This is a genomic window from Leifsonia sp. Root4, from assembly GCF_001425085.1.
GTDB lineage: Bacteria > Actinomycetota > Actinomycetes > Actinomycetales > Microbacteriaceae > Microterricola.
Genome location: NZ_LMDN01000001.1, coordinates 675,466 through 701,067, shown reverse-complemented (window position 1 = coordinate 701,067; position 25,602 = coordinate 675,466). Strand labels below are relative to the sequence as shown.

Sequence of the window (25,602 nt, the reverse complement as noted above, 5' to 3'; positions counted from 1 at the left end):
CAGCACCGCAGCACAGCAGTCCGTCAGTACCACGTACCTCGGGAGGCAATGATGGCCCAGCGCAACAGCGTGACGCGTTCGAGCAAGCTCGGACCGGAGGAGAGGGCTGCGGCTCTCACCCGGCTCAAAGAGAAAGAGCTGGACATCCTGGTGGTCGGGGGTGGCATCGTCGGGGCCGGGTCGGCGCTGGATGCCGTCACCCGCGGCCTGAGCGTCGGAATCCTCGAGGAGCGCGACTGGGCTTCGGGCACGTCGAGCCGATCATCGAAGCTGGTGCACGGCGGCATCCGCTACCTCGAACAGCTGGACTTCCGGCTCGTGCGGGAGGCGCTGATCGAGCGCGGGCTGCTGTTGCAGCGCATCGCACCGCACCTGGTGAAGCCGGTGCGCTTCCTCTACCCGTTGAAGCAGCGGGTCATCGAGCGCGCCTACGTCGGCGCCGGCATGCTGCTCTACGACATCTTCAGCTACACCGGCGGTCGCCCGCCGGGGGTTCCGCACCACCGGCACCTCAGCAAGCGCCAGGTGCAGCACCTGATCCCGTCGCTGGCGAATGACGCGCTGATCGGCGGCATCACCTACTACGACGCGCAGGTCGATGACGCGCGCTACGTGTCGTCGCTCGTGCGCACGGCCTCCTTCTACGGTGCGCACGCCGCCTCCCGGGTGCGTGTCGAGGGCTTCATCAAGGTCGGGCAGCGGGTCGTCGGCGTGCAGGCGCATGACCTGCAGACCGGCGAGAAGTTCGAGGTGCGGGCCAAGCAGGTCGTCAATGCGACCGGCGTCTGGACCGACGACACCCAGCGCATGGTGGGGGAGCGCGGCACATTCAAGGTGCGCGCATCAAAGGGCATCCACCTCGTTGTGCCGCGTGACCGATTCCAATCGGCGATGGGCCTGCTGCTCCGCACGGAGAAGAGCGTGCTCTTCGTGATCCCCTGGGGCAGGCACTGGCTGATCGGCACGACCGACACCGACTGGAGCCTCGACAAGGCACACCCGGCCGCCACGGCATCCGACATCGACTACCTGCTCGAACACGTCAACAAGGTGCTCTCGATCGACCTCACCAGAGAGGATGTCGAGGGTGTCTACGCCGGGCTCCGCCCGTTGCTGGCCGGCGAGAGCGAGCAGACATCGAAGCTCTCCCGCGAGCACCTCGTCGCGCACACCGTTCCGGGGCTCGTCGTGATCGCCGGCGGCAAGTGGACGACCTACCGCGTGATGGCCAAGGACGCCATCGATGCCGCCGTCGACGCGCTGGACGGCCGCATCCCACCGTCGACGACGCAGGACATCCCGCTGCTTGGCGCGGAGGGATACCAGGCGGCCTGGAACAAGCGCGGCCGCATCGCCCAGGCATTCGGGGTGCACAAGGTGCGCATCGAACATCTGCTCAACCGCTACGGCACGCTCACCGATGAGCTGCTCGATCTGATCAAGGCGGATGCCACGCTCGGCGAGCCGCTGCCGGGGGCCGACGACTATCTGGCAGCCGAGATCGTCTACGCCACCTCGCACGAGGGTGCATTGCACCTCGAAGACGTGCTCGCCAGGCGCACCCGCATCTCGATCGAGGCGTGGGACCGCGGCGTCTCTGCTGCGCCCGTCGCCGCCAAGCTCATGGCCGGCGTTCTGGGGTGGGACGAGAAGACCGAGGAACTCGAGGTCGCCAACTACCTCAAGCGGGTCGCGGCGGAGCGGGCATCGCAGGAGCAGCCGGACGACGAGTCCGCCGACAGGGTGCGGCTGGAGGCCCCTGACATCATGGCGGTCGAGGGCAAGTAGCTCTCGATCGAGCGTGTGGGCGTGTCGCCACCGCGGTGCTGCGCCCTCTGCGACGATGAGCTCATGGGGAGAATCACGCGGGACGGGCGGGGCGCCAGATCGAGCCTCATCGCGCTGGCTGTCGGGCTTGCCCTGGTCTTGGGCGGATGCAGCGCGACCCCGCTCTCCCCACAGGCTGAGCCGACGCCCACCGCGCCCGCGCGGCCGGTGCCGACCACCACGCTCGCGCCGGTCCCGGTCCCGGCGCAGCCTGTCATTGACGAGGAGATGCTCGGGCGGGTGAACGGCTTTGTGGCCAGACCCGATGTGCTTGAACTGCGCGGCGACGGCGTCGTCCTTACAACTCTCAGCTACATGTCGTCGCCGGCCAACGCGATCGCGGTGCTCAGCGCGGTGTTCGGCGAGCCGCCGGCCGACGAGGCCTACCAGGGGACGAACCACGCGCCGCCCGGGGTCTTCCACCGCTGGGACGACTTCGTTCTCGACGAGCGGCTGTACGACGAGCAGCGCCGCATCGACGACGGGCTCGACTACCTCGTGTGGCCTCGATTCGCGGTCTATTTCGACGGGCCTGCCAGCGGAGACATGCCCATGTCGAGCAGTGAGGGGATTCAAGCCGGCGACAGCTGGGAGTTTGCGTCAAGCCGTCCCGGTTTCGACAGTGACCTGTACACATGCATCGGCACCGTCGTCGACGTCGTTGATGTCCCCGCCCCGGACGGGAGCACCGCCCAGGCCGCCGTCGTCGCGGTTGAGTCCGATGAGGGCACGGTGCGTTGGGTCGGTGCGCCGGAAATGGTTGTCGACGGCTGCGCCTGAGACCACCAGCAAAGCGCGATAGCCTCGAGGGTATCGATTGCCTCGACAGAGCCTTCCTCTCGACAGAGCCTTCCTCTCGACTGGCGAGCGTTCGCCAGCATCACATTCCGCCCGTTCGCCGATACCCCGCAGGACACGATTCAACAATGCTCTCGATCATGCTGCGTCCGCGCTGGATTCTCGCCCTCCTCGGCGCGCTGGCGGTTGCCGCGGTCTTCGCGCTGCTCGGTCAGTGGCAGCTCCAGAGCGCCATGGAGAGCGGGCAGGCCGAGGAACGAACGACCGAGGTCGTGCAGCCACTCACCGAGGTCGCCAACCCGGCCGACCCGATCCGGCAGACCGCGACCGGCCAGATGGTCAGCGTCGACGGCCGCTACGTCGGCGGTGACGAACAGATCATCGCCGGCCGGCTGAACGGCGGAGTTGCCGGCTACTGGGTGGTCAGCCACTTCGCCGTCGAGCTGCCGGACACCCCCGGCATCCCCGTGGCCCGCGGCTGGGCTGCGGACGCCGAGACCGCAGAGCAGGTGGCCGCAGCGCTGGCCGAGCAGGACTCGGCCTCCGAGACCATCAGCATCACCGGGCGACTTCTTCCCACCGAAGGCCCCGAGGTCCCGGCGGAGGGAACCGACCCGCACGAGATGCGCACCGTCGCCGTCTCCGCGCTGATCAACCTCTGGGCGGACTTCGACAATCAGTCCGTGTACACCGCCTACATCGTCTCGGCTGACGCACCGACCGGGCTGAGCAGGATCGATTCGCCGGAGCCGAACCCCGAGGTCGAACTCAACTGGTTGAACATCTTCTACGCCATCGAGTGGGCGGTGTTCGCCGGCTTCGCGGTCTTCCTCTGGTACCGCCTCGTGCGCGACGCCTGGGAGCGCGAGCGTGAAGCGGCCGAAGACGCCGCAGCACAGGATGCGGCGGCGGCGCCAGCGGCGGACGAAGCGCTCAACGAGCGCGCGTAGACTAGAGTCATGCCCCTCGAGCCGAAACCCGCCGTATTCCCGCGCATTCGGAAGGCAGTGAAGCTGTACAAGGTCACCTCGGTGATCACCGGTGTCATGCTGTTGCTGCTCTGCGCCGAGATGATCGTGAAGTACGCCTTCCACCTCGAACTCTACGGATTCGGTGACGCCGGCTTCCTGTACTTCGCCCCCATGGTCGAAACGGCCACCGGCTGGGAGTCCACCGGCGTCGGAGCGAATCTCTCCACCGGCATCCTCATCGCGCACGGCTGGTTCTACGTCGTGTACCTCTTCGCGTGCTTCCAGCTGTGGAGCCTGATGCGCTGGCTCTTCCCGAAGTTCCTGCTGCTCGCCCTCGGTGGCGTGATCCCCCTGCTTTCCTTCTTCCTCGAGGTGCGCGTTGCACGCGAGGTCGAAACCTATCTGGCCAAGCGTGAAGCGGCGGCCACCGACCCCGTGGAGGCACACGCGTGACCGACCCCCAAGCTGAGGCGCCAACGGCGCAACGACCCGTACTGGTCGTCGACTTCGGCGCGCAATATGCGCAGCTGATCGCCCGACGCGTGCGCGAGGCATCCGTCTACTCGGAGATCGTCTCGCACGCGATCACCGCGGCGGAGGTTGCAGAGAAGAACCCGATCGGCATCGTGCTCTCCGGCGGGCCGTCGTCGGTCTACGAAGAGGGTGCCCCGCAGTTCGACCCGGCCATCTTCGAGCTCGGCATCCCCGTGCTCGGCATCTGCTACGGCTTCCAGGTGATGGCGACCGCCCTCGGCGGCGAGGTCGCACAGACCGGCAACCGCGAGTACGGCGCGACCCCGGTGACGGTCACGGATGCCAGCGGCAACGTGCTTCTCGCCGACCAGCCGAGCGAGCAGACCGTGTGGATGAGCCACGGCGATTCCGTGTCGAAGGCCCCGGAGGGCTTCACCGTTCTCGCCTCCACCGCTTCGACCCCGGTCGCCGCTTTCGCGAACGACGAGAAGCGCCTCTACGGCGTGCAGTGGCACCCGGAGGTCAAGCACTCCGAGCACGGCCAGCACGTGCTGGAGAGCTTCCTGCACCGTGCCGCGGGCATCGCAGCCGACTGGAACAGCGGCAACGTCATCGCCGAGCAGGTCGCCAAGATCCAGGCGCAGGTCGGCACCGGTCGCGTCATCTGCGGCCTCTCCGGCGGAGTCGACTCCGCGGTGGCCGCCGCCATCGTGCACAAGGCCGTCGGCGACCAGCTGATCTGCATCTTCGTCGACCACGGCCTGCTGCGCCAGGACGAGCGTCGCCAGGTCGAAGAGGACTACGTCGCCTCCACCGGCGTTCGCCTCGTCACGATCGACGCCCGTGAGCAGTTCCTCAACGCCCTCGCCGGTGTGAGCGACCCGGAGACGAAGCGCAAGATCATCGGCCGCGAGTTCATCCGCAGCTTCGAGCAGGCCGAGCGCGAGCTCGTCGCCGAGGCCTCGGCCGACGGCGAGCCGATCCGCTTCCTCGTGCAGGGAACCCTGTACCCAGATGTCGTCGAATCCGGTGGAGGCTCTGGCACCGCGAACATCAAGAGCCACCACAACGTCGGCGGTCTGCCTGAGGACCTGCAGTTCGAGCTCGTCGAGCCCCTCCGCACCCTGTTCAAGGACGAGGTGCGCGCCATCGGCCGCGAGCTCGGTCTGCCGGAGGTCATCGTCGGCCGCCAGCCGTTCCCCGGCCCCGGCCTCGGCATCCGTATCGTCGGCGAGGTCACCTTCGACCGCCTTGAGCTGCTGCGCAAGGCCGACGCCATCGCGCGCGCCGAGCTGACCGCCGCCGGCCTCGACAACGAGATCTGGCAGTGCCCGGTCGTGCTGCTGGCCGATGTGCGCTCCGTCGGAGTGCAGGGCGACGGCCGCACCTACGGTCACCCGATCGTGCTGCGCCCGGTCTCGTCCGAGGACGCCATGACGGCGGACTGGACGCGCCTGCCCTACGACGTGCTGGCGAAGATCTCCAATCGCATCACGAACGAGGTGGACGGCGTCAACCGCGTCGTGCTCGACGTCACGAGCAAGCCGCCGGGAACCATCGAGTGGGAGTAGCTCTGCAGCTATAGCCGGGAGCGGATGGTTCGCTCCTCAGCTCAGACAATGAACGACAGAGGCCGGGCCCCACCGGATCGCAGATTGCTTGCGATTGACGGTGAGGGGCCCGGCCTCTGTCGTTCATAACTCGGCACCCCGACCCAGGCAACCTCGAGAACCGTCACCGATGCCCGTGCTCCGGCGGGCGACCCGATCCGGCTAGAGAGCCAGCGTGAGGATGCACGCCGGCTCGAGCGAGCGACGCCGCGACGAAGGAGCAGCGCCGCACGCGAAGCCCCGAGCGGATCCGCCGATGCTGGTGCTGCGGCGGGCGACCCGATCCGGSYAGAYGYTCAGGGCTTCGGTCGCTGGCGCTCCCTCGAGCCAGCGTGAGGATGCACGCCGGCTCGAGCGAGCGACGCCGCGACGAAGGAGCAGCGCCGCACGCGAAGCCCCGAGCGGATCCGCCGACACTGCAGCCGCGACACCCTGACGACCCGAGCTGGTCACACGTTCAGGAGTGCGGACGCCGGCGTTCCCTCAGCCGCCGGCCGCCGGCGCCCGGGAACGCAAACGGGGCCGCCCAGAAGGGCGGCCCCGTGTGACGGGTGATTCGAGTGGCTGGTTAGTCGCGAGCGATCGCGAACATGCGCAGGATCTCGAGGTACAGCCAGATGACGGTGACCATGATGCCGAAGGCACCGGACCACGCGTACTTGCGCGGTGCACGGTTCTTGACGCCCTGCTGGATGAAGTCGAAGTCGAGCACGAGCGAGTAGGCGCCCATGATCACGACAAGCACGCCGAGCAGGAGGCCGATCGGGATGCCGAAGATCTCTTCACCGCGCAGGCCCCACGGGTTGCTGACCGCGCCCGTCATGCTGAGCACCAGGTTGAGCAACGAGAACACCAGATAGCCGACCATGGCGATCAGGAAGACCTTGGTGGCCTTCTTCGATGCGCGGATCTTGCCGCTGGCGAAGAGGGCCAGCGTCACGCCGACGACGGCGAGGGTGGCGAGTACGGCCTGAATGACGATGCCATCGTAGAGCGCCTCGTAGGTCGCCGAGATCGCACCGACGAAGATGCCCTGTGCTGCGGCGTAGGCGAGGATGAGGGCCGGCGACGGCTCCTTCTTGAAGATGTTCACGAGCGCCAACACGAAGCCGATGACGCCGGCGATCATCCACACGGCGGGCATGGTTGCGGCGGTGACCCAGCCCAGTGATGCGCCGAGGAGCATCACAGCGAAGGCGGCGACGCTCTTGACGACCGTGTCTTCGACCGTCATCCGGTCAGTGTCAGCGGCGCCGGCCGTCGGCCGGTTGTAGATGTCCTGCAGCTCCTCGACCGACACGGCGTTCGCGACGGACGAATTGCCGGTGAAGGCTTGGCTGCGGAAGGCGGGGTTCTCGAGTGCCATGGGATCCTCTGGGGCTCGGGGCGAAGCGCACGAGACGATGATGCCGCGTGCGGGTGCTATCCCTCTAAACTAGCGGATCTTGCTGTGCGTTGGCGGGAAGTCGCGCGGGCGAGCAGACGTGCCAACCAGGCACCGGCCAGCACGGCGGCACCGCTGATTGTGAACACAGCCCAATTTTGCTCGTAGCTGGCGAAACCCGCGCTGCACGCAGCCCCGACGCCGATCGGAAGCGCGAGAGTGAGCCACGCCAGTGGCGGTCTCTGACGCACCAGCAGCCAGCCGGCCAGGAACACCGTCGAGAAGACGGCGAAGTCGGCTCCGGCGAGCATCAGCCACGACACGAAAAGGCAGGGCCCGAGCGCGAACAGCCTGCGCCAGCCGCGGGCGGGGAGCACAATCCATCCCGTCGCCTGCAACAGCGAGCCGACGGCCAGAAACTGCAGGCTGTAGGTGCTGGTGAACAGCACGGATGCCACGCCGATCACGATCGCGCAGCCGCCGCCGATCAACCTCCAGCGATAGCTTCCCCAGCGCAGCGGCAACGCCCGAGTGGGTTCGGTGAACGGCAGCGGCTCGTTCGAATCGAGGGGCGCTCGGGATCCTGAATGCGTGGACATCGTCTCGATTGTTGCAGCGCAGCGCCTCTACGGCCATTACCCTTATGCCATGTCGCTCGTGTCTCCGCTCATCATCGGTCATCGGGGCGCCAGCGGATACCGTCCTGAGCACACCGAGGCGGCGTACCGGCTGGCCTTCGCCCTCGGTGCCGACGCCGTCGAGCCCGACATCGTCGCGACGCGGGACGGCGTGCTGGTGCTCCGGCACGAGAACGAGATCTCGGGCACGACGGATGTGGCGCGGCATCCGGAATTCGAGGGCCTGCGCACCACGAAAGTGATCGACGGCAAGGAGCTGACGGGCTGGTTCACCGAGGACTTCACCTGGGGTGAACTCCGCACGCTGCGGGCGCGCGAACGCCTGCCCAAGCTGCGCGCCGCGAACACGGCATTCGACGGCCGCTACCCGATCATGCGACTCCGCGACCTCTTCAACCTGATCGACGAGAGCTCTGAGGTGCTGCGGCGCAGCATCGGAATGGTCGCCGAGATCAAGCACGCCAGCTATTTCGAGTCGATCGGGCTGCCGCTCGACGAGCTCTTCGTTGCAGAGCTCGATGACTCCGGTTGGAGCTCCCGCGATGGGAGGCTCACGATGGAGGCCTTCGAGCTGACGGTGCTCGAGAAGCTCTCCGCGCTGGGTGCAGGCGGCAAGCGGGTGTTCCTGCTCGAGTCATCCGGCACACCGGAAGACCAACGTCTCGCTCACGGCGCCGCCGCGAAGAGTTACGCCGACTACGTGACGGAGGCGGGACTCTACGCGCTCGGCGGTGTCGTCGATGGCATCAGCGTCGACCGCAGGATGATCGTGCACCAGGATGCCGCAGGCCAGCCGCAGTCGAGCGACCTCGTCGATCTGGCGCACGCGGCGCGGCTCCAGGTCTACACCTGGACTCTGCGTCCGGAGAACCGTTTCCTGCTGCCGGCGCATCGAATCGGCAAGGGGGCCGGCACCTTCGGCCACTGGTGGAGCGAATTCGAGCTCGTGATGAGCACGGGAATCGACGGCGTCTTCGCCGACCACCCCGACCTCGCGCTCGCGGTACGCGACGGCCTGCGCGACGCGTAGCGTCGCGAAAGGCGGCAGCCCATTCCAAGGAAGCCTGGGGAACCGCCACCGATGCTGGCTAGGGGGCACGGGCGCTCTGTCAGCGGCCCCGCCTACACTGGAGTCAGACATGAGCACTCTCTTTGATCCCGACGAACCGACCGACTCGCGACCCATGATCGTGCACGACGGACCGGGTGGCTTTCCGTCCTCCGGCGGATCGAGCGGAGCGTCTTTCGGCGGGCCAGGCGCCATGCCGGGCGGACTTCCGGGTGGGGGAGCGTGGGCGGGCGGCGACAGCCTGCTCGATGGTTTGAACCCCGAACAGCGTGAGGCCGTCGAGTACCGCGGCCCCGCCCTGCTCATCGTCGCGGGCGCAGGCTCCGGCAAGACGCGCGTGCTCACCCACCGCATCGCCGGCCTCATCGGCAGTCGCGAGGCGTGGCCCAGTCAGATCCTGGCCATCACCTTCACCAACAAGGCCGCGGCCGAGATGCGCGAGCGTGTCGAACAGCTGCTCGGACAGGCCTCCAGCGGCATGTGGATCTCGACCTTCCACTCCTCCTGCGTGCGCATTCTGCGCGCGGAGGCCGAGAAGGCCGGGCTCAGCAGCAGCTTCACGATCTACGACTCAGCCGACTCGCGCAACGTCATCAAGCGCATCATCAAGGAGCTGGACGCCGACACGCTCGGGTTCACGGCCGCCGGCGTCTCCAACAAGATCTCCAAGCTCAAGAACGAGCTGGCGGATGCCGACAGCTACGCGCGCAACGCCAACCTCAGCGACCCGCAGGAGCTCATGTTCCTCGAGATCTTCCGGCAGTACACCCGCCGGCTGCGGGCCGCCCAGGCTCTCGACTTCGACGACCTCCTCGCCGAGACCGTCTTCCTGTTCCGGGCGTTCCCGGCAACCGCGGCGCTCTATCAGCGCCGCTTCCGGCACATCCTGGTCGACGAGTACCAGGACACGAACCACGCGCAGTACTCCTTCATTCGAGAGCTCACCCGCCCGATCGAGCCGCACATCGTCGCCGAGATGGCCACGGCAGGCCACCACGTGCAGTCGCTGCGCGACGCCAACGGCGGTATTCCGGGTGCATCACTCACCGTCGTCGGCGACTCCGACCAGTCAATCTACGCCTTCCGCGGTGCCGACATCCGCAACATCGTCGAGTTCGAGCGTGATTACCCGGGCGCGAAGGTCGTGCTGCTCGAGCAGAACTACCGCTCGACGCAGAACATCCTGAGCGCGGCGAACTCCGTGATCTCCAACAACTTCGACCGCAAGGACAAGAAGCTCTGGACGGCCGTCGGCGACGGGGCCAAGATCATCGGCTACACGGGATACTCCGGCCACGACGAGGCACAATTCATCGCCGACGAGATCGAGAAGCTGCACGGCGAGGGCGTCGCATACCGCGACATCGCCGTGTTCTACCGCACCAACGCACAGACCCGTGCGTTGGAAGAGATTTTCGTGCGCTCTGCCCTGCCCTACCGCGTTGTCGGTGGCACCAAGTTCTACGAGCGGGCCGAGATCAAAGACGCGATGGCGTACCTCATCGCCGTGGCGAACCCGGCCGACGAGCTCGCCCTCCGTCGCATCCTGAACACCCCCAAGCGCGGCATCGGCCCGGCCACCGAAACACAGCTCGCGAGCTTCGCCGAGGCCAACGGCATCAGCTTCCGCCAGGCCATGCGCGACGCGGGGAGCCTGGGCATGGGCCCCAAGGTCACCGGTGCGATCCTGCAACTGGCCAAGCTCCTCGACGAGGCCGCGCTCATGCTCGACCCGGTTTCGACAGGCTCAACCAGCGGGGGTGCCGGCGCGGCCAAGGTCAGCGACGTGCTCGGCTTCCTGCTCACCGAGAGCACACTGCTCGAGACGCTGCGCAACAGCCGCGACCCGCAGGACGAGACGCGTGCGGAGAACGTCGAGGAACTCCTCGCCCAGACCAAGGACTTCGTCAAGGAGAACCCGGATGCCGGCCTGATCGACTTCCTCACCCAGGTGTCGCTCGTTGCCGCAGCAGACGACCTCGACGACTCCAGCGGAACCGTCTCGCTGATGACGCTGCACACGGCCAAGGGGCTCGAGTACGACTCGGTGTTCCTGACCGGCATCGAGGAGGGGCTGCTGCCGCACCAGATGTCGGCGGGAGAGCCCGGCGGTCCGGCCGAGGAGCGCCGCCTGTTCTACGTGGGCATCACCCGTGCCCGGAAGCGCCTCTACCTCTCGCTCGCGATGACGCGCGCCCAGTTCGGCGAAACCAATGTGGCGATGCCGAGCCGCTACCTGCAGGAGATCCCCGGCGATCTGATCGAGTGGCGCCAGTCGCCAGGCATGGCGAACTCGCGCGGCGGAACCCAGCCCCGAGCGCTCAACGCCCGGCGTGACGGCTACGGCTCCCGCGGAACCGGCTCCGATCGCTTCGGCGGCGAGCTGCCGCCCGCGCCGAAGCCCAAGACCGAGTGGGCCAACCGGGTCACCGCGCAGGTGCGCGACAACGGTGACCTGACCCTGCAGGCGGGCGATCGCATCCGCCACGTCGACTTCGGCGATGGCCGCGTGAACCAGGTCACTGGCGAGGGAACGAAGCGGGTCGCCCATGTGCAGTTCGACAAGGCCGGCGCGAAGAAACTGCTGATCAAGATCGCCCCGATCGAGAAGTTGTAGACGAGAACACGAGAACACGAGTAGAGCAGCAGGCCAGTGAGCGTGGAAGAAGCGAAGCGGCCGCAGTCGTTGACCCAACGTCTGCGCTCATTGAGCGCGCTCGACGTCGAGGTTGCGAGTCGTGCAGCGCTCGCGATGGCGGTCCCGCTCTTCGTGCTTCTCGCGCTCGACCGTCTCGATCTCGCCGCCTATGCGTCGTTCGGCGCGATGACGGCGCTGTACGGCCGGAGCGAGCCGTACCGGCTGCGCTTCCGGAGCGTCAGCATCGCCGCAACCGGTCTCGTCGTGAGCGTTGCGCTCGGCACGACCATCGCCGCGACGGGTGCGGCACTCTGGGTGACCGCGCTGGCGCTCGTGCTGGTGATCGTCTGCGGCCTGGTGTTGGCCGCAGTCTTCGGCCTGTTCCCGCCGACGCCGCTGTTCTTCGTCTTCGGCCTGCTGGTCTGTGCGGCCGTGCCGACGCCGAGCGGAGAGCTCGTGCTGCGCATCGGAATCGCGGTGTGCGCCGCCCTCTTCGCGCTGGCGGTCTCGATGTCGGGATGGTTGCTGCGCCGGATAGCGGGCAGACGGCACGCTGACTGGTTCAAGACGCTGCCTCGCTCGCCGCGCATTCGATGGTCGGCCGCGCGCGAACCGCAACTGTGGTTGGCGGTGGCCCAGAACGTGGTCGGTGCTCTGCTGGCCGGTGCGCTCGCGATGGCGTTCGGAATCGGGCATCCGTACTGGGCTGTCGTGAGCGTCATCGCGGTGATCCCACCGCCCCACGCCCGGCATTCGATCTCGCGCGCCGTTCATCGCATCGTGGGAACGGCGATCGGCGTGCTCGTGACGGGGCTGCTGCTGTTCCCAGAGCCGCCGCCGCTTGTCATCCTGATCGCCGTGGTCTTCGCTCAATTCGCCGCCGAGATCCTCGTTGCCCGCAATTATGGTGCCGCACTCGTCTTCGTGACCCCGCTGGCTCTCGGCGTCGCTCATCTGGCGAGCCCGCTGCCGGTCGGCACGCTGCTCGTCGACAGACTGATCGAGACCGCCCTCGGCGCGGCCATCGGTCTGCTCCTCGTGCTCGCGGCCCGCCTGCTGCCGCCGCGCATTCTGCAGCCGTAGCTCGGAGGCGGCTTTCCCGTCGTCGGGACGGCCCTCTGGCACACAGTGCGCGAATCACGAGGTATCGTATTCAGAGTGCGTGAAAATAACTTTCGCACGTACGCATCAGCTTGGATACTATTTTCAATTCGCAATCACGGGCCTCGGCCCATCAATGAGGAGACTGCTATGAAAAAGCGTTACCTGCCGCTCGCCATCTTGGCAACGGCTGCACTGAGTCTGACTGCCTGTTCTGCCGGAACCACCGGCGGAAGTGGCAGTGACGCCACGGGTCAAACCCTTGATGTCTGGATCATGCAGGGAACCAACACCGAATCTGACGAGTTCTTCGAACGTGTCGGTGACGAGTTCACGAAGGAGACCGGGGCGAAGCTCAATGTTGAGATGGTGCAGTGGGCTGACGCTCACGACCGTTTCGTCACCGCGATTGCCGGTGGCACGACGCCCGACATCGCCGAGACCGGCACGACGTGGACCGCGGAATTCGCCGAGTCCGGCGCCCTCGCGCCGATCGATGACTATGTCACAGAGGCGGGCCTCGACGGCAAGCTCGTCGAAGGACTGGTCGAGGCGGGAACGCTCGATGACACCCTCTACGGCATGCCGTGGTACGCCGGCGTGCGCTCCGTGATCTACCGCACCGACCTCTTCGAAGCGGCCGGCATCGCCGTGCCGACGACCTGGGCCGAGTTCCAGGATGCGGTTCTCTCGCTCAAGGCGAGCAACCCCGACATCATTCCGTTCCCCGTCGCCGGTGATGCCGAACAGCTCACCTACCCGTGGGTTTGGGGTGCCGGTGGCGAGGTGGCCACGAAGAAGGGTGACACCTGGACCTCGGGTCTGGACAGCGCGAAGTCGCAGGCCGGAATCCAGTTCTACACCGACCTCGCGCTCAAGCACGGTGCGTCGACCGCTGGTGCAACCACGTGGAAGGAGACCGACATCCTCGACAACTTCGCCCAGGGCAAGGTCGGAATGGCGGTCATGGGCTCGTGGACCCCCGCGACGATCCTCGACAAGAACCCGGAGCTGGAAGGCAAGATCGGCTCATTCCCGATCCCCGGCCAGACCTCCGGCATCAGCCCGTCGATGCTCGGTGGCTCGCACCTCAGCATGTTCGAGTCGAGCGAGAACAAGGACCTCGCGTGGGAGTTCATGAACATGATGACCACCGGCGAATTCGCCACCGAGTGGGCAACGCAGAGCGGTTACTTCCCGGGCGAGACCACGGCACTCGACGCATCAGTCGCCAGCGCCGATGAGATCACCCAGGCCTTCGCGACCCAGATGGTCGACGGCGGCGCTTCGCTGCCCGTCACGCCGAAGTTCGGTGCCGTACAGGCCAAGAAGACCACCAACACGATGATTCAGTCGATCCTCTCCGGCGAGAAGACCGTTGAGCAGGCCACTGCCGACGCCGCAGCCGAGATGACCGACATCCTCAACGAGAAGTAAGAAGACACACTCGATGACCACCACGATTCAGTCGCCGGCCGCTGTCGGAACCTCGCGTTCCGCAGCGGCCGGAGGCCCCGGCCCTCGGCGGCGCAGGGCGATCACGATCGCCGCCGCCCGGCCGTGGCTCCTGCTCGCGCCGGCACTGATCGTGCTGGCCGTCCTGCTTCTCTGGCCGCTCGTTCGCGTCCTGATCTTCTCGTTCCAGGACTACGGACTGCGCGAGATTGTCAGCGGTGACACAAACTTCATCGGCGTCGACAACTACGTCGAGGCACTCACCGATCCTCAACTGTGGTCGGTCGTTCTGCCCAACACCGTGATCTTCGCCGTTCTCGCCGTGCTGTGCACGGTGGTGCTCGGCACTCTCGTCGCCATCTTGATGACCAACCTCTCCGTGCTCTGGCGCACGGTGGTCGGCAGCGCGATCATGGTCGCCTGGGCGATGCCCGCCGTGACCGGTACCTACGTCTGGGTGTGGATCTTCGACGCCGACAACGGCATCGTGAACCAGCTCCTCATGGGTGCCGGCCTGATGGACGAGCCATTCAACTGGTTCACCAACCGGTGGACCTTCTACCTGATCGTGCTCATCAACGTCGTGCACCACGGGTTCCCGTTCGTGGCGATCACGGTGATGGCCGGTCTGCTCGGTGTCTCCAAGGAAATGCTGGAGGCGGCGCAGATGGACGGCGCTGGCCCCATCCGCCGGTTCTTCCAGATCATCTTCCCGTCGCTCAAGCAGGTCTTCACCGTGGTCATCATCTTGTCCACGATCTGGGACTTCAAGGTGTTCGGGCAGGTCTATCTGATGCCGGGAGGCTCGGGTACCAACCGCAATGTGCTCAATCTCGGCGTGTGGTCGTATGTCGAATCGTTCGGTCAGAACCGCTACGGATTCGGTTCCGCGATTGCAGTGCTGCTCACGCTGGTGCTGCTCGTGATCACCATCATCTACATCCGGGTGCTCATGAAGGAGGACGAACTGTGAGTCGGAAAATCACGGCAACACGCGTTCGCCGCAACGTCATCGTCGGCGCCCTCGTAGCGCTCCTCCTGATCTTCACGCTGTTTCCCGCCTTCTGGATGATCTCGAGCGCGTTCGACGCCAACGCGGCGAGCGGATCCCGCGGGCTCTTCCCGTCTGAGCTCACCCTCGACAACTTCATCTACGTTCTCAACGACGGCGGCTTCGCGGTCTTCCTGCGGAACTCGCTGATCGTTGCCGTCGCCGTCGTGCTGTTCAGCGCGGTGCTGTCGCTGCTCGCATCCGTCGCCGTGGCACGCTTCCGCTTCAAGTTCCGCACCTCGATGCTGCTCATGATCCTCATCGTGCAGATGGTGCCGATGGAAGCCCTCGTGATCCCGCTGTTCGTGCAGGTACGAGACCTTCACCTGCTCAACACGCTGCTCGGTCTGATCATCGTCTACATCACCATCTCGCTTCCGTTCGGAATCTGGATGCTGCGCGGCTTCGTCGCCGCGGTCCCGGTGGAGCTCGAAGAGGCCGCGTTCCTTGACGGCGCGAGTTGGTGGCGGATGTTCCGCTCCGTCATGCTCCCGCTCGTCATGCCTGGCCTCGTCGCCACGAGCGTGTTCAGCTTCATCACCGCCTGGAATGAGTTCATCTTCGCGATGACGATGCTCGGCGGTGCCAGCGAGAAATACACGGTTGCCATCGGCCTGAAGCAGTTCTTCGGTGAGAACTCGAACGACTGGGGCAGCGTCATGGCGGCGTCCACCCTCATCACCCTGCCCGTCATGATCTTCTTCATCGTGGTTCAGGGCAAGCTCTCCTCCGGCCTCGTCGCGGGAGCGGTGAAGGGATGAGCGACTCAGCACTCACCCCGGATCGGGACGTCCTGGAGGCCGTCAACGGGGTCATCGTTCCCGGCTTCTTCGGCACCGAGCTGCCGCAGTGGCTTGCCGATGCGCTCGATGAAGGTGTCGCCGGCGTCGTCTACTTCGGCCAGAACATCTCCGAACGCACCGAGGAACTCTCCGCGGCGATCCGCGCGCACCGCGCGAACGCGCTCATCGCGACGGACGAAGAAGGCGGCACCGTCACCCGGCTGGAGTCAGTGCACGGCTCGACCATTCCAGGGCCGGCGCAGCTTGGCGTGGTGAACGACCCTGAGTTCAGTGCCGCGGTGGGTGCCGCGATCGCCGCCAGGGCTGACGCCGTCGGCATCAACCTCGTCTTCGGGCCGGTCGCCGACGTGAACACCAATCCGGCGAACCCCGTCATCGGAGTCCGCTCGTTCGGAACCGAGGCTCTCACCGTCGCCACCCATGTTGCGGCGACCGTGCGCGGCATCCAGGCCTCCGGTGCCGTCGCGGCGTGCGCCAAGCACTTCCCCGGCCACGGCGACACCCACTCCGACTCGCACCTCGCTCTGCCCGAGCTGAGCATCGCGGTCAGCGAGATCGAAGACGTGCACTTTGAGCCATTCCGAGCGGCAATCGCCGCGGGTGTGCGGAGCATCATGACCGCGCACATTCGGGTTCCGGCGTGGGGCGAGGCGCCGGCCACGCTCAATCCCGTCATCCTGGGCAAACTCCGAGCGCTGGGTTTCGACGGCGTCATCGTGACCGATGCGCTCGACATGGCGGCGATCCGAGAAAGCGTCGGCGCCGGGCCCGGCGCCGTGGCGGCGATTCAAGCCGGTGCCGATCTGCTGTGCATCGGCAACCCGCAGACCAATCTCGGCGGTTCGGGTGAGCCCGACGCCGACCGGCAGGACTACCTCGAGGTACGCGACGCACTGTTGGGGGCCGTTACGTCGGGAGCGCTTGACCTCGATCAGCTGCGCCGGGCAGCCGAACGCGTTCGGTTGCTCGCAACCGAGCTGGAAGCCGCGCGCGGCCCCGCCCGGCCACAGACCGTGGAACCCGAATGGGCAGCCGTCACCCGAGCGGCGATCGGCGTCCACGGCGACGTGGTGCGCTCGAAGGCGCGGCTGTCCCTGCTCGACCTGCGCGCCCGTGCGACCCTGGCGGTTGCCAATGAATCCGACGCGTTCCGGCTCGCCTTCGCGGCACACCGCGTCGTTGACACGCCGGCACGGATGACGCGGCAGGGCGTCGGCGCCCTCGACCACCTCGATGATGTGCTCGGCCACATTCGCGGCGACGACGATCTCGTCGTTCTCGTCGACCGGATCGGCGTGCCGGGGGCCCAGCGCGACGCACTCGCCCATCTCGCCGGATCCCGGCCAGACGCGGTCGTCGTCAATGTCGGCGTTGTTCCCGATGATGACTCCCTGAGCCCTCTGGACCGGATCGACGCCCGCGCCAGTTCTGCCTTGGCCGCTGGGATCGTCGCCGAGCTCATCTGCGCGGGGGGCCCCGCATGATCATCCTCTCGCTGCAGTCAGGCACGAGTGCCGACGGAATCGACGTCGCACTGGTCGAAGCGACCACGAGCGGCGATCCGGTCACTCCCGAGCTCACCATCGTCTCGCGGTGGAGCCGCACGCTTGACTGGGCCCCAGAGCTCCGCGCCCGAATCCTCGCCTACGCCGATGGAGAGTCGCTGGACGCCGGCGCGCACACTGCGCTCACGACAGCGATCGGGCACGGCTTCGCAGCGGCAGCGGCCACCGCGATATCCGATTCTGGTCTCGCACCGGATCTCGTCGTGTCGCACGGCCAGACCGTGTTCCATTGGGTCGAAGACGGCCGCGCCCGCGGCACCCTTCAGCTCGGTGAACCGGCCTGGATCGCCGAGGCCACCGATGCCCCCGTGCTCTCCAATCTGCGCGCCGCGGACATCGCCGCCGGCGGTCAGGGCGCTCCGCTCATGGGATTGTTCGACGCAGCGTTCTTCGGTCCTGCCGTCGACGTCGCCTCGCTGAACCTCGGGGGAATCGCGAACCTGCAACTCCTGCGCCCCGACGGTTCCTCCCTCGCATTCGACACCGGCCCCGCGAACGTGTTGATCGACGCGACCGTTGCCGAGCACAGCGGTGGGGCACTCGGATTCGACCGGGACGGGGCGCTTGCCGCCGCGGGCACCGCTCACGACGGCGTGCTCGCGGCGCTGCTCGCGCATCCGTATCTTCGACAAGCGGTACCCAAGAGCACGGGGCGTGAGACGTTCACCCTGGCTGTCGTCCGTGACGCCGAGGCGACGGCAGGCGTGCGCCTCGAGCTCCCGGATCTGATCGCGACGCTCACCCGGTTCACGGCGCTCACGGTTGCCGACGCGCTGCGCCGCACGGGGCCCGACGTTCGCACCGTTGTCGCCTCCGGCGGTGGCGTGCTGAACCCCAGCCTCATTCGAGAGCTCTCCGACGTCCTGGCCCGCGACGGGGTGAGCCTGCGCACGAGCGACGAGTTCGGCATTGATCCCGAGTTCAAGGAATCGTTGCTCTTCGCATTCCTCGGCTTTTGCTCGTGGCACCGCATCCCGGTGAGCCTCGTCCAGGGAATCGCCAGAATCGCGGGCACGATCAGCCCGGGGCCGCGTGGCTTCACCCTTCCTGCGCCGCTCAACGGGATCTCCCGGTTGAGTGTGGCCGCTGCACCGAACACCGGAGCCCACCATGCAGACTGAACCGCGCTATCTGGCAGTCGACCTGGGGAAGACCTCCTGCCGCGTCAGGCTGTTCGACGATGCCGGCATCATCGCCGAGGAGAGCGGCCCCGGTGCTCCAGGCATCGCCGATCTCGACGGGGCGACGCTGTCTGCTCACGCGATCCGCGACGTGTTCCTCCGGCTCCCCGCCACCGAGCGGGCAGCGCTCGCCGGTGTCGGAATCGGCGCGGCCGGCGTCGAGGCGGCCGGCATCATCGCCCGGGATCTCGTCGCGGAGGTGCGCGCGTTCACCGGCGCCCCGGTGGCCCTGATCAATGACGCCCTCGCCGCACACGCCGGCGCGTTCGATGGCGGTGCGGGAGTCATTCTGATCATCGGCACCGGTGCGATCGCCTACGCCGTCGCCGACAACGGGGCAACGCGTCAGATTGACGGCTGGGGCCCCTGGCTCGGCGACGAGGGAAGTGGGCGCTGGATCGGCCAGGAAGGCCTCTCCGCTGCCCTACGCGACGTCGATGGCCGTGGTCCAGGCACCGCGCTGACGGCCCGCGCCCGAACTCTGGTCGGTGACCTCGCCGCGATGCCCGCATGGGTGAGCGCAGAGGGCAACCCGGCCCGTCGTCTCGGCCGGTTCACCCCAGATGTGCTCGACGCCGCCGGCGACGGTGACGCGGTCGCCAGAGACATCGTCTCGCGTGCGTGCAACGCGCTTGTCGGAACCGCACGCGCCGCGGGTGCCTCCGAGATCACGATCTGGGGCGGCGTCGCCGCACACCCGTATTTTTCTGCCGAGCTGAGCGCGACCTTCGCCAACGCCGGCATCACCATCATCCCGTCTCGCGGGACTGCACTTGACGGATCAGCGCTCATCATCACGCGCACCGACTTGGGCTATGAAGAGAGGATCATCCGTGGATAGCTCGAACTCGACCGAGGACCGGGAGCAGCTGCGCGACTTCCTCGGTACGTTGCCGACCGAGACAGTCGGTGAGCGCTACCCGGATCTCGATCTGCTGGACGACGCCGAGCTCGTGCACGCAATGATCGAGAGCGAGCGCGCCGTCGCCGACGCGGTTGCCGCCCAAAGCACTCAGATCACCGCGGCACTCGCCGGAATCGTCGCGGGCATGGCGCGCGGCGGTCGGCTCATCTATATGGGTGCCGGGACCGCTGGACGTATGGGAATCCTCGATGCGAGTGAGGCCCCGCCGACGTTCGGCATCTCCAACGATGTCATTGTCGGCAGGATCGCCGGGGGCGAGACCGCCATCCACACGGCCGTCGAGAACGCCGAGGATGACGCGGATTCCGGTGCCCATGACGTCGATGGCCTCGAACTCGGACCAAACGACAGCCTTGTCGGCATCTCGGCCTCCGGACGCACCCCGTACGTCGTCGGAGCGCTGAACCGGGCTCGGGAGCGCGGTTCGTTCACCGTCGCGCACTCCTGCAACCCGAACTCGGCGATCGGTGCCGCGGCGCATGTCGCGATCGAAACGGAGGTCGGCCCCGAACTTCTCACCGGTTCAACCCGCCTCAAAGCGGGGTCTGCGCAGAAACTCGTGCTCAACACACTGAGCACGGGAGCCATGGTGCGAGCAGGCAAGGTCTACCGTAACCTTATGGTTGACCTTCGCGCGACGAATGAGAAGCTGCGTGCGCGCAGCGAAAGAACCGTCATTCTCGCCACTGCGGCCGAGCCCGCGATCGCGGCGGCGTCGCTGGAGGCGACCGGCGGCTGGGTCAAAGCCGCGATCCTGGCGATCGAGGCGGGGATCCCCGCAGCTGCCGCCGTTGCGACACTCGAAGGCAACGGTGGCTACCTCCGCGCCGCGATCACAGAGGCAACAACCAACTAGTGCGAGCACTCACGAGGATTCAGGGCTCGCTCGATCGATTCAGCGCCGCAGAGGCGCGGGTTGCCCGAGCGATCCTCGCTGATCCGCGAATCGTCGTCGACAACCCGATCAACGTCGTCGCGGAACTGTGTGGAACATCGGCGGCCACCGTTGCCCGGTTCTGCCAGGGCCTCGGCTACTCGGGCTACCGCGAGTTCCGGTTCGATCTTGTCGGCACGACGAGCCGCGACCAGGCCGACCTCGACCGTTCCAACGTGTTGACGGGCGACATCGACCCGGCAGACACCGTGGCCGACGTCGCCGCGAAGGTGCTCTTCCAGGAGACCCAGGCGATCGAGCACACTCTCCGCGAGCTCGACCTTGACGCGGTCGACCGCATCCGCGACGCTCTCGTGCTCGCGCCCGACGTCGTCATCGCAGGCTTCGGTTCCTCCGGCCTCACCGCGCGCGACCTGACCATGAAGCTGCAGCGCATCGGTCGTCGCAGCTCGTACCATCCAGACGTCCACCTCGCGCTCTCGTCGACCGCGCTGCTGGGCCATGGAGGTGTATTCATCGCCGTGTCACATTCCGGCGGCACGCCGGAGATCCTGGGGCTGTTGCGGGAGGCCAGGCGGACCGGTGCGACGACGATCGGAATCACCAATGACCCGGGATCGCCGATGGCAGAACTCTGCGACATCCTGCTCACGACGCAGGCACGCGAGAACGCGTTCCGCTCTGGCGCGACGGCAAGCCGGACCGCGCAGCTCGCCGTGACCGACGTGCTCTTCGTGCGTCTCGCACAGAGCCTGTTCGACACCATGACCGACTCGCTCAACCTCACCAGGGACGCGGTGCTCCGCCATCGCGACGAACCGGAACAGCACCGCCGCGCCGGGCTGCACCGCACGTCCTGACCGCGGACCCGGCCCGTGCCCCGGCTCGGCGAGGTGCTTGGCCCGCTATGTCGCGTCGTTGCCGGCGCGACGCAGCCGTTGGGCGCCGGGGCGCAGCGTCGTGCTGCTCTGCCACTCCTCGTAGCTGTGCGGCCGCCCGATCGGGCAGACGCACCCGACGTGGATGGGTTCCCCGGTCTGGCTGCTGACGTAGCTCTCGAGGTGCGGTGCCACCTGGCGCGCCGGGCGCGGCATCTGACGGCGTACTGAATCTCTGGGCGTGCTCACTGCGGTTCCTCACTGCTCCGGCCGATGCACTGTGGGGTGCATCTACTGGGAAGACGCCGGATGGCAGGATTCATGACGCCACTGCAGGAAATTCGTCGGAACTGTCGCTCGATCATGACGGGGTAGGCTGGACTACGGCCAGTGTGTCTTGACGCCGAGCTAGTCTGCGTCTGAACGCTGTTGCCACACCCTCAAACCATGCAGGAACGCTGAGCGCGGATTGGAAGAGCAGCGTGGATCTTTACGAGTACCAGGCCCGAGACCTATTTGAAAAGTACGAGGTCCCGGTACTCCCGGGTATCGTCGCGGACACTCCGGAGGAGGTGCGTGCAGCAGCCGAGAAGCTCGGCGGCGTCGTCGTTGTGAAGGCCCAGGTCAAGGTCGGAGGCCGCGGCAAGGCCGGCGGCGTCAAGGTCGCCAAGACTCCCGACGAGGCAGAGGCAGCAGCCCGTGCCATTCTCGGACTGGACATCAAGGGTCACATCGTGAACCGCGTCATGGTCGCCGGCGGCGCCCGCATCGCGCAGGAGTTCTACTTCTCCGTGATGCTCGACCGGTCGAACCGTTCGTACCTCTCGCTCGCCAGCTACGAAGGTGGCGTCGAGATCGAGGTTCTCGCAGTCGAGAAGCCCGAGGCTCTCGCACGCGTCGCGGTGGACCCGAGCGCAGGCATCGACCTCGCCAAGGCTCGCGAGATCGCGGTTGCCGCGAAGTTCCCCGCAGAGCTCGTCGACAAGGTTGCACCGATTTTCGTGCAGCTCTACAACGTGTACAAGGGTGAAGACGCGACGCTCGTCGAGGTCAACCCGCTCGTTCTCACTGAAGAGGGCGACATCATCGCCCTCGACGGCAAGGTCACCCTCGACGAGAACGCCGACTTCCGTCACCCGCACCACGCCGAACTCGAAGACAAGGCCGCTGCTGACCCGCTCGAGGCGAAGGCCAAGGCCAACGACCTCAACTACGTCAAGCTCGACGGTTCCGTCGGTGTCATCGGTAACGGTGCAGGCCTCGTCATGTCGACCCTCGACGTCGTTGCCTACGCCGGTGAGAACCACGGCAACGTGAAGCCTGCCAACTTCCTCGACATCGGTGGCGGAGCATCCGCCGAGGTCATGGCTGCCGGCCTCGACGTCATCCTCGGCGACCCGCAGGTCAAGTCGGTGTTCGTCAACGTCTTCGGTGGCATCACCGCGTGTGACGCTGTTGCCAAGGGCATCGTCGGCGCACTCGCCGAGCTCGGAAGCGCCGCGAACAAGCCGCTCGTCGTTCGCCTCGATGGCAACAACGTCGAAGAGGGTCGTCGCATCCTCGCCGAAGCGAACCACCCGTTGGTCACATTGGCCGCAACCATGGACGAGGGCGCCGACAAGGCCGCCGAGCTCGCCCACGCAGCGAAGTAAGGGATTTTCGAACATGTCAATCTTCGTCAACAAAGACTCCAAGGTCATCGTTCAGGGGATCACCGGCGGTGAGGGCACCAAGCACACCGCTCTCATGCTGAAGGCCGGCACCCAGGTCGTCGGTGGCGTGAACGCCCGCAAGGCGGGCACCACCGTCATCCACAAGGATGCAGAAGGCAATTCGGTAGAGCTGCCCGTGTTCGCAACGGTCGCTGAAGCGATGGAGAAGACCGGCGCAGACGTGTCGATCGCCTTCGTGCCGCCAGCCTTCACCAAGGATGCCGTCGTCGAGGCCATCGACGCCGAGATCCCCCTGCTCGTCATCATCACCGAGGGCGTTCCCGTTTCTGACTCCGCCGAGTTCTGGGCACACGCCCAGGAGAAGGGCAATAAGACCCGCATCATCGGGCCGAACTGCCCCGGCATCATCACGCCCGGAGAAGCACTCGTCGGCATCACGCCCGCGAACATCACCGGCAAGGGCCCGATCGGCCTCGTCTCGAAGTCGGGCACCCTGACCTACCAGATGATGTACGAGCTGCGCGACCTCGGCTTCTCGACCGCGATCGGCATCGGCGGCGACCCGATCATCGGCACGACGCACATCGACGCACTCGCTGCGTTCGAGGCTGACCCCGAGACCAAGGCCATCGTCATGATCGGTGAAATCGGTGGCGACGCCGAAGAGAACGCCGCTGCTTACATCAAGGCACACGTGACCAAGCCGGTCGTTGGCTACGTTGCAGGCTTCACCGCTCCCGAAGGCAAGACCATGGGCCACGCCGGCGCCATCGTCTCCGACGGAGCTGGTACCGCACAGGGCAAGAAGGAGGCCCTCGAGGCCGCCGGCGTCAAGGTCGGCAAGACGCCGTCCGAGACCGCAGCCCTGCTGCGTGAGGTCTACGCGGCCCTGTAGGCCCGCTCGCATCACGACGATCAGGAGGCCCGTTCCGCTCACGCGGGGCGGGCCTTCTGCGTGCCGCAATGCAAACTCCCCATGTTGCTCGAGCCGCTGCGTCACTACAGTGGGGGCAGCAGGAGCCGAAGGGGGCGTTATGACACGCAGGACGAAGGCAGAGCTGGAGGCGCTCGTCGCCGCACTCGAGGGCGAGAACGCTGCGCTCAAAGCCGGCGGCGTTGTCGACGCCACGGTGACGGATGTCGTGACCCCCGTAGCTCCACACGGCGTGGTCCTGACGCACCGGCGCAGCCGCTGGTGGGCGGTGCTCTCGAGCACGCTCATCATCATCGGGCTCATACTCACACCGATCGCCGTGGTCTCCAGCTGGGCGAAGGTGCAGCTGAGCAGCACCGACCAGTTCGTGGCGACCTTCGCCCCCCTCGCGGACGACCCCGCCGTGCAGAGCTACGTCTCCGACCAGGTCGTCGCCGTGATCGAGGAACAGGTCGACATCCCGGCCATCACGGCCGACCTCTTCGACGGGCTGGCACAGCTCGACCTGCCGCCGCGTGCGGCATCCGCCCTGGCATTGCTCGAGGCACCCGCCGCGGCCGGCGTTCAGAACCTCGTCTCGACGGCCGTCGACCGACTCGTGGCGTCGGACGCATTCAGCGACGTCTGGGCACAGGCGCTCCGCGTGAGCCACCGCCAGCTCACCGCCACCCTGCAGGGCGACTCGAATGCGGCGTTGTCGATCAGTGGGGGCGGAGAGCTCGGCGTGCAGCTCGGGCCGATCATCGAGGAGGTCAAGAAGCGGCTCGTCGACCAGGGCTTCGGCTTCGCGTCGAACATCCCCGTCGTCGAACGCACCATCGTGATCGCCACCGCCGATGCGTTCACCACGGCCCAGCTCGTCTACGGGTTGGCGATCGCGGTCGGCACGTGGCTTCCCTTCATCGCACTCGCGCTGTTGGCCGCCGGGGTGCTCGTCGCCAAGCGCAAGGTGCGCGCGCTTGTCGCCACCTCGGTCGCCCTCGGCGTGGTGATGCTGATCCTGGCAGCCGGCTACGGCATCGCGAGCATCTTCTTCGTCGCCTCCGTCTCGCCCGGTCTCATGCCGAGCAATGCCGCCGAGGTGATCTACAACCAGGTGATCGAGCTGATGCGTTCGACGACGACCGCGATGATCGTGCTCGCCTTCACGGTCGCACTCATCGCGTGGTTCAGCGGTCCGTTCGTGCCGGCGGTGAGACTGCGCGGTTTCGTGGGCTCCGGCCTGGATTCCGTGCGCACGGCGGCCGATCGCCGCGGAATCAGCACCGGCGGCTTCGGGGTGTTCCTGTACAAGCAGCGCGTGCTCGTCCGCGTTCTGATCGGTGTGGTCGCCGCGGCGGTGCTGCTGCTCTCCCGCCCGCTGAGCGGCGCGACCATCGTGTGGACCGCAGTGCTCGCCCTCCTGGCGGTGCTGGTCGCCGAGCTGCTGCAGCGGAGAGGACTGTTGGCCGATGTCGACGACGACGGCGAGGCTCCGGCCGCGGAGCCACCGGCAGGAGACTCGCCCAGCGGCCAGGACTCGGTGACTGAGGTTCTGTTCAGCGCAGAAGTCACCAGTGACAAGTCCGTCTGAGCGCGGCATACTCGGCTCATGGAAACCATTCTGATCGGCTACCTCGTCACCTTCGGCGTGGTCATGGGTGTCTTCGGCATCGCCTGCCTCGTCGCCCTGGCCAAGGCACCGTACGGCAAGAAGTAACGGCGCCCCGAGCGGCTGCCTGGCCTCCCGCGA

Annotated in this window: 22 protein-coding genes; 19 read left to right on the top strand and 3 right to left on the bottom strand. The window is 66.9% G+C overall.

Going from position 1 to position 25,602, the window contains the following annotated elements; translation table 11 throughout:
* Positions 1-51: 51 nt before the first annotated feature.
* The 5 genes from ASC66_RS03235 (at position 52) to guaA (ending at position 5,641) form a co-directional block, all read left to right on the top strand.
* A complete protein-coding gene (locus ASC66_RS03235) occupies positions 52-1,788 on the top strand; it encodes a glycerol-3-phosphate dehydrogenase/oxidase (protein WP_055834554.1) in 1,737 nt (578 codons plus the stop codon).
* Positions 1,789-1,851: 63 nt separating this feature from the next.
* Positions 1,852-2,607 carry a 2-oxoacid:acceptor oxidoreductase family protein gene (locus ASC66_RS03230; RefSeq protein ID WP_055834551.1) on the top strand — a complete coding sequence of 252 codons (756 nt, stop codon included), beginning with the start codon at positions 1,852-1,854 and terminating at the stop codon, positions 2,605-2,607.
* A 146-nt stretch (positions 2,608-2,753) separates the two neighbouring features.
* Complete coding sequence (locus tag ASC66_RS03225; RefSeq protein ID WP_235496658.1) at positions 2,754-3,575, top strand: SURF1 family protein; 822 nt, start codon at positions 2,754-2,756, stop codon at positions 3,573-3,575.
* 9 nt (positions 3,576-3,584) lie between these two features.
* Positions 3,585-4,049 (top strand): DUF3817 domain-containing protein, encoded by a 465-nt coding sequence (locus ASC66_RS03220; protein WP_055834548.1) that lies wholly within the window; start codon positions 3,585-3,587, stop codon positions 4,047-4,049.
* Positions 4,046-5,641: a glutamine-hydrolyzing GMP synthase gene (guaA, locus tag ASC66_RS03215; protein ID WP_055834544.1), complete on the top strand. Its 1,596-nt coding sequence runs from the start codon at positions 4,046-4,048 to the stop codon at positions 5,639-5,641. Before ASC66_RS03220 ends, guaA begins: the two co-directional genes overlap by 4 nt.
* A gap of 607 nt (positions 5,642-6,248) precedes the next feature.
* Here the strand turns inward: guaA and ASC66_RS03210 are convergent.
* Together ASC66_RS03210 and ASC66_RS03205 are read right to left on the bottom strand one after the other, a co-directional pair.
* A complete protein-coding gene (locus tag ASC66_RS03210) occupies positions 6,249-7,046 on the bottom strand; it encodes a Bax inhibitor-1/YccA family protein (protein WP_055834541.1) in 798 nt (265 codons plus the stop codon).
* A gap of 56 nt (positions 7,047-7,102) precedes the next feature.
* Positions 7,103-7,663, bottom strand: coding sequence for a hypothetical protein (locus tag ASC66_RS03205; RefSeq protein WP_055834538.1), 561 nt, complete (start codon positions 7,661-7,663; stop codon positions 7,103-7,105).
* Positions 7,664-7,712: 49 nt separating this feature from the next.
* Here ASC66_RS03205 and ASC66_RS03200 point away from each other — a divergent pair, with 49 nt between their 5' ends.
* The 11 genes from ASC66_RS03200 to ASC66_RS03150 all read left to right on the top strand — a co-directional run bounded on the left by ASC66_RS03200 (position 7,713) and on the right by ASC66_RS03150 (position 21,245).
* Positions 7,713-8,732: a glycerophosphodiester phosphodiesterase family protein gene (locus ASC66_RS03200; RefSeq protein ID WP_055836264.1), complete on the top strand. Its 1,020-nt coding sequence runs from the start codon at positions 7,713-7,715 to the stop codon at positions 8,730-8,732.
* A 109-nt stretch (positions 8,733-8,841) separates the two neighbouring features.
* Complete coding sequence (locus tag ASC66_RS03195; RefSeq protein WP_055834535.1) at positions 8,842-11,388, top strand: ATP-dependent helicase; 2,547 nt, start codon at positions 8,842-8,844, stop codon at positions 11,386-11,388.
* Between the two features lie 36 nt (positions 11,389-11,424).
* Complete coding sequence (locus ASC66_RS03190) at positions 11,425-12,492, top strand: FUSC family protein (RefSeq protein WP_235496654.1); 1,068 nt, start codon at positions 11,425-11,427, stop codon at positions 12,490-12,492.
* 168 nt (positions 12,493-12,660) lie between these two features.
* Positions 12,661-13,947 carry a sugar ABC transporter substrate-binding protein gene (locus ASC66_RS03185; RefSeq protein WP_055834533.1) on the top strand — a complete coding sequence of 429 codons (1,287 nt, stop codon included), beginning with the start codon at positions 12,661-12,663 and terminating at the stop codon, positions 13,945-13,947.
* 13 nt (positions 13,948-13,960) lie between these two features.
* Complete coding sequence (locus ASC66_RS03180) at positions 13,961-14,938, top strand: carbohydrate ABC transporter permease (protein ID WP_082491975.1); 978 nt, start codon at positions 13,961-13,963, stop codon at positions 14,936-14,938.
* The gene (locus ASC66_RS03175) at positions 14,935-15,777 is read left to right on the top strand and encodes a carbohydrate ABC transporter permease (RefSeq protein WP_235496652.1); all 843 of its coding nucleotides are present in this window, start codon (positions 14,935-14,937) and stop codon (positions 15,775-15,777) included. The genes ASC66_RS03180 and ASC66_RS03175 overlap by 4 nt, the downstream gene beginning before the upstream one ends.
* The gene (locus ASC66_RS03170; protein WP_055834530.1) at positions 15,774-17,303 is read left to right on the top strand and encodes a glycoside hydrolase family 3 N-terminal domain-containing protein; all 1,530 of its coding nucleotides are present in this window, start codon (positions 15,774-15,776) and stop codon (positions 17,301-17,303) included. Before ASC66_RS03175 ends, ASC66_RS03170 begins: the two co-directional genes overlap by 4 nt.
* The gene (locus tag ASC66_RS03165; protein ID WP_055834527.1) at positions 17,300-18,505 is read left to right on the top strand and encodes an anhydro-N-acetylmuramic acid kinase; all 1,206 of its coding nucleotides are present in this window, start codon (positions 17,300-17,302) and stop codon (positions 18,503-18,505) included. Before ASC66_RS03170 ends, ASC66_RS03165 begins: the two co-directional genes overlap by 4 nt.
* Positions 18,495-19,406 (top strand): N-acetylglucosamine kinase, encoded by a 912-nt coding sequence (locus ASC66_RS03160; protein WP_055834524.1) that lies wholly within the window; start codon positions 18,495-18,497, stop codon positions 19,404-19,406. Before ASC66_RS03165 ends, ASC66_RS03160 begins: the two co-directional genes overlap by 11 nt.
* Positions 19,399-20,346, top strand: coding sequence for an N-acetylmuramic acid 6-phosphate etherase (gene murQ / locus ASC66_RS03155; protein ID WP_235496650.1), 948 nt, complete (start codon positions 19,399-19,401; stop codon positions 20,344-20,346). The genes ASC66_RS03160 and murQ overlap by 8 nt, the downstream gene beginning before the upstream one ends.
* Entirely contained in the window at positions 20,346-21,245 is a 900-nt protein-coding gene (locus ASC66_RS03150; RefSeq protein WP_055834519.1) for a MurR/RpiR family transcriptional regulator, read from the top strand. Before murQ ends, ASC66_RS03150 begins: the two co-directional genes overlap by 1 nt.
* 45 nt (positions 21,246-21,290) lie before the next feature.
* Here the strand turns inward: ASC66_RS03150 and ASC66_RS03145 are convergent, their stop codons facing one another.
* On the bottom strand, positions 21,291-21,512 hold the full coding sequence (locus ASC66_RS03145; RefSeq protein WP_157509614.1) for a hypothetical protein: 222 nt from the start codon (positions 21,510-21,512) through the stop codon (positions 21,291-21,293).
* Positions 21,513-21,745: 233 nt separating this feature from the next.
* Between ASC66_RS03145 and sucC the strand changes: the two genes are divergently transcribed.
* The 3 genes from sucC (at position 21,746) to ASC66_RS03130 (ending at position 25,443) form a co-directional block, all read left to right on the top strand.
* Positions 21,746-22,915 carry an ADP-forming succinate--CoA ligase subunit beta gene (gene sucC, locus ASC66_RS03140; protein WP_055834514.1) on the top strand — a complete coding sequence of 390 codons (1,170 nt, stop codon included), beginning with the start codon at positions 21,746-21,748 and terminating at the stop codon, positions 22,913-22,915.
* 13 nt (positions 22,916-22,928) lie between these two features.
* Positions 22,929-23,831 carry a succinate--CoA ligase subunit alpha gene (sucD, locus tag ASC66_RS03135; protein ID WP_055834510.1) on the top strand — a complete coding sequence of 301 codons (903 nt, stop codon included), beginning with the start codon at positions 22,929-22,931 and terminating at the stop codon, positions 23,829-23,831.
* Positions 23,832-23,970: 139 nt separating this feature from the next.
* A complete protein-coding gene (locus ASC66_RS03130; protein ID WP_055834507.1) occupies positions 23,971-25,443 on the top strand; it encodes a hypothetical protein in 1,473 nt (490 codons plus the stop codon).
* Positions 25,444-25,602: the final 159 nt, after the last annotated feature.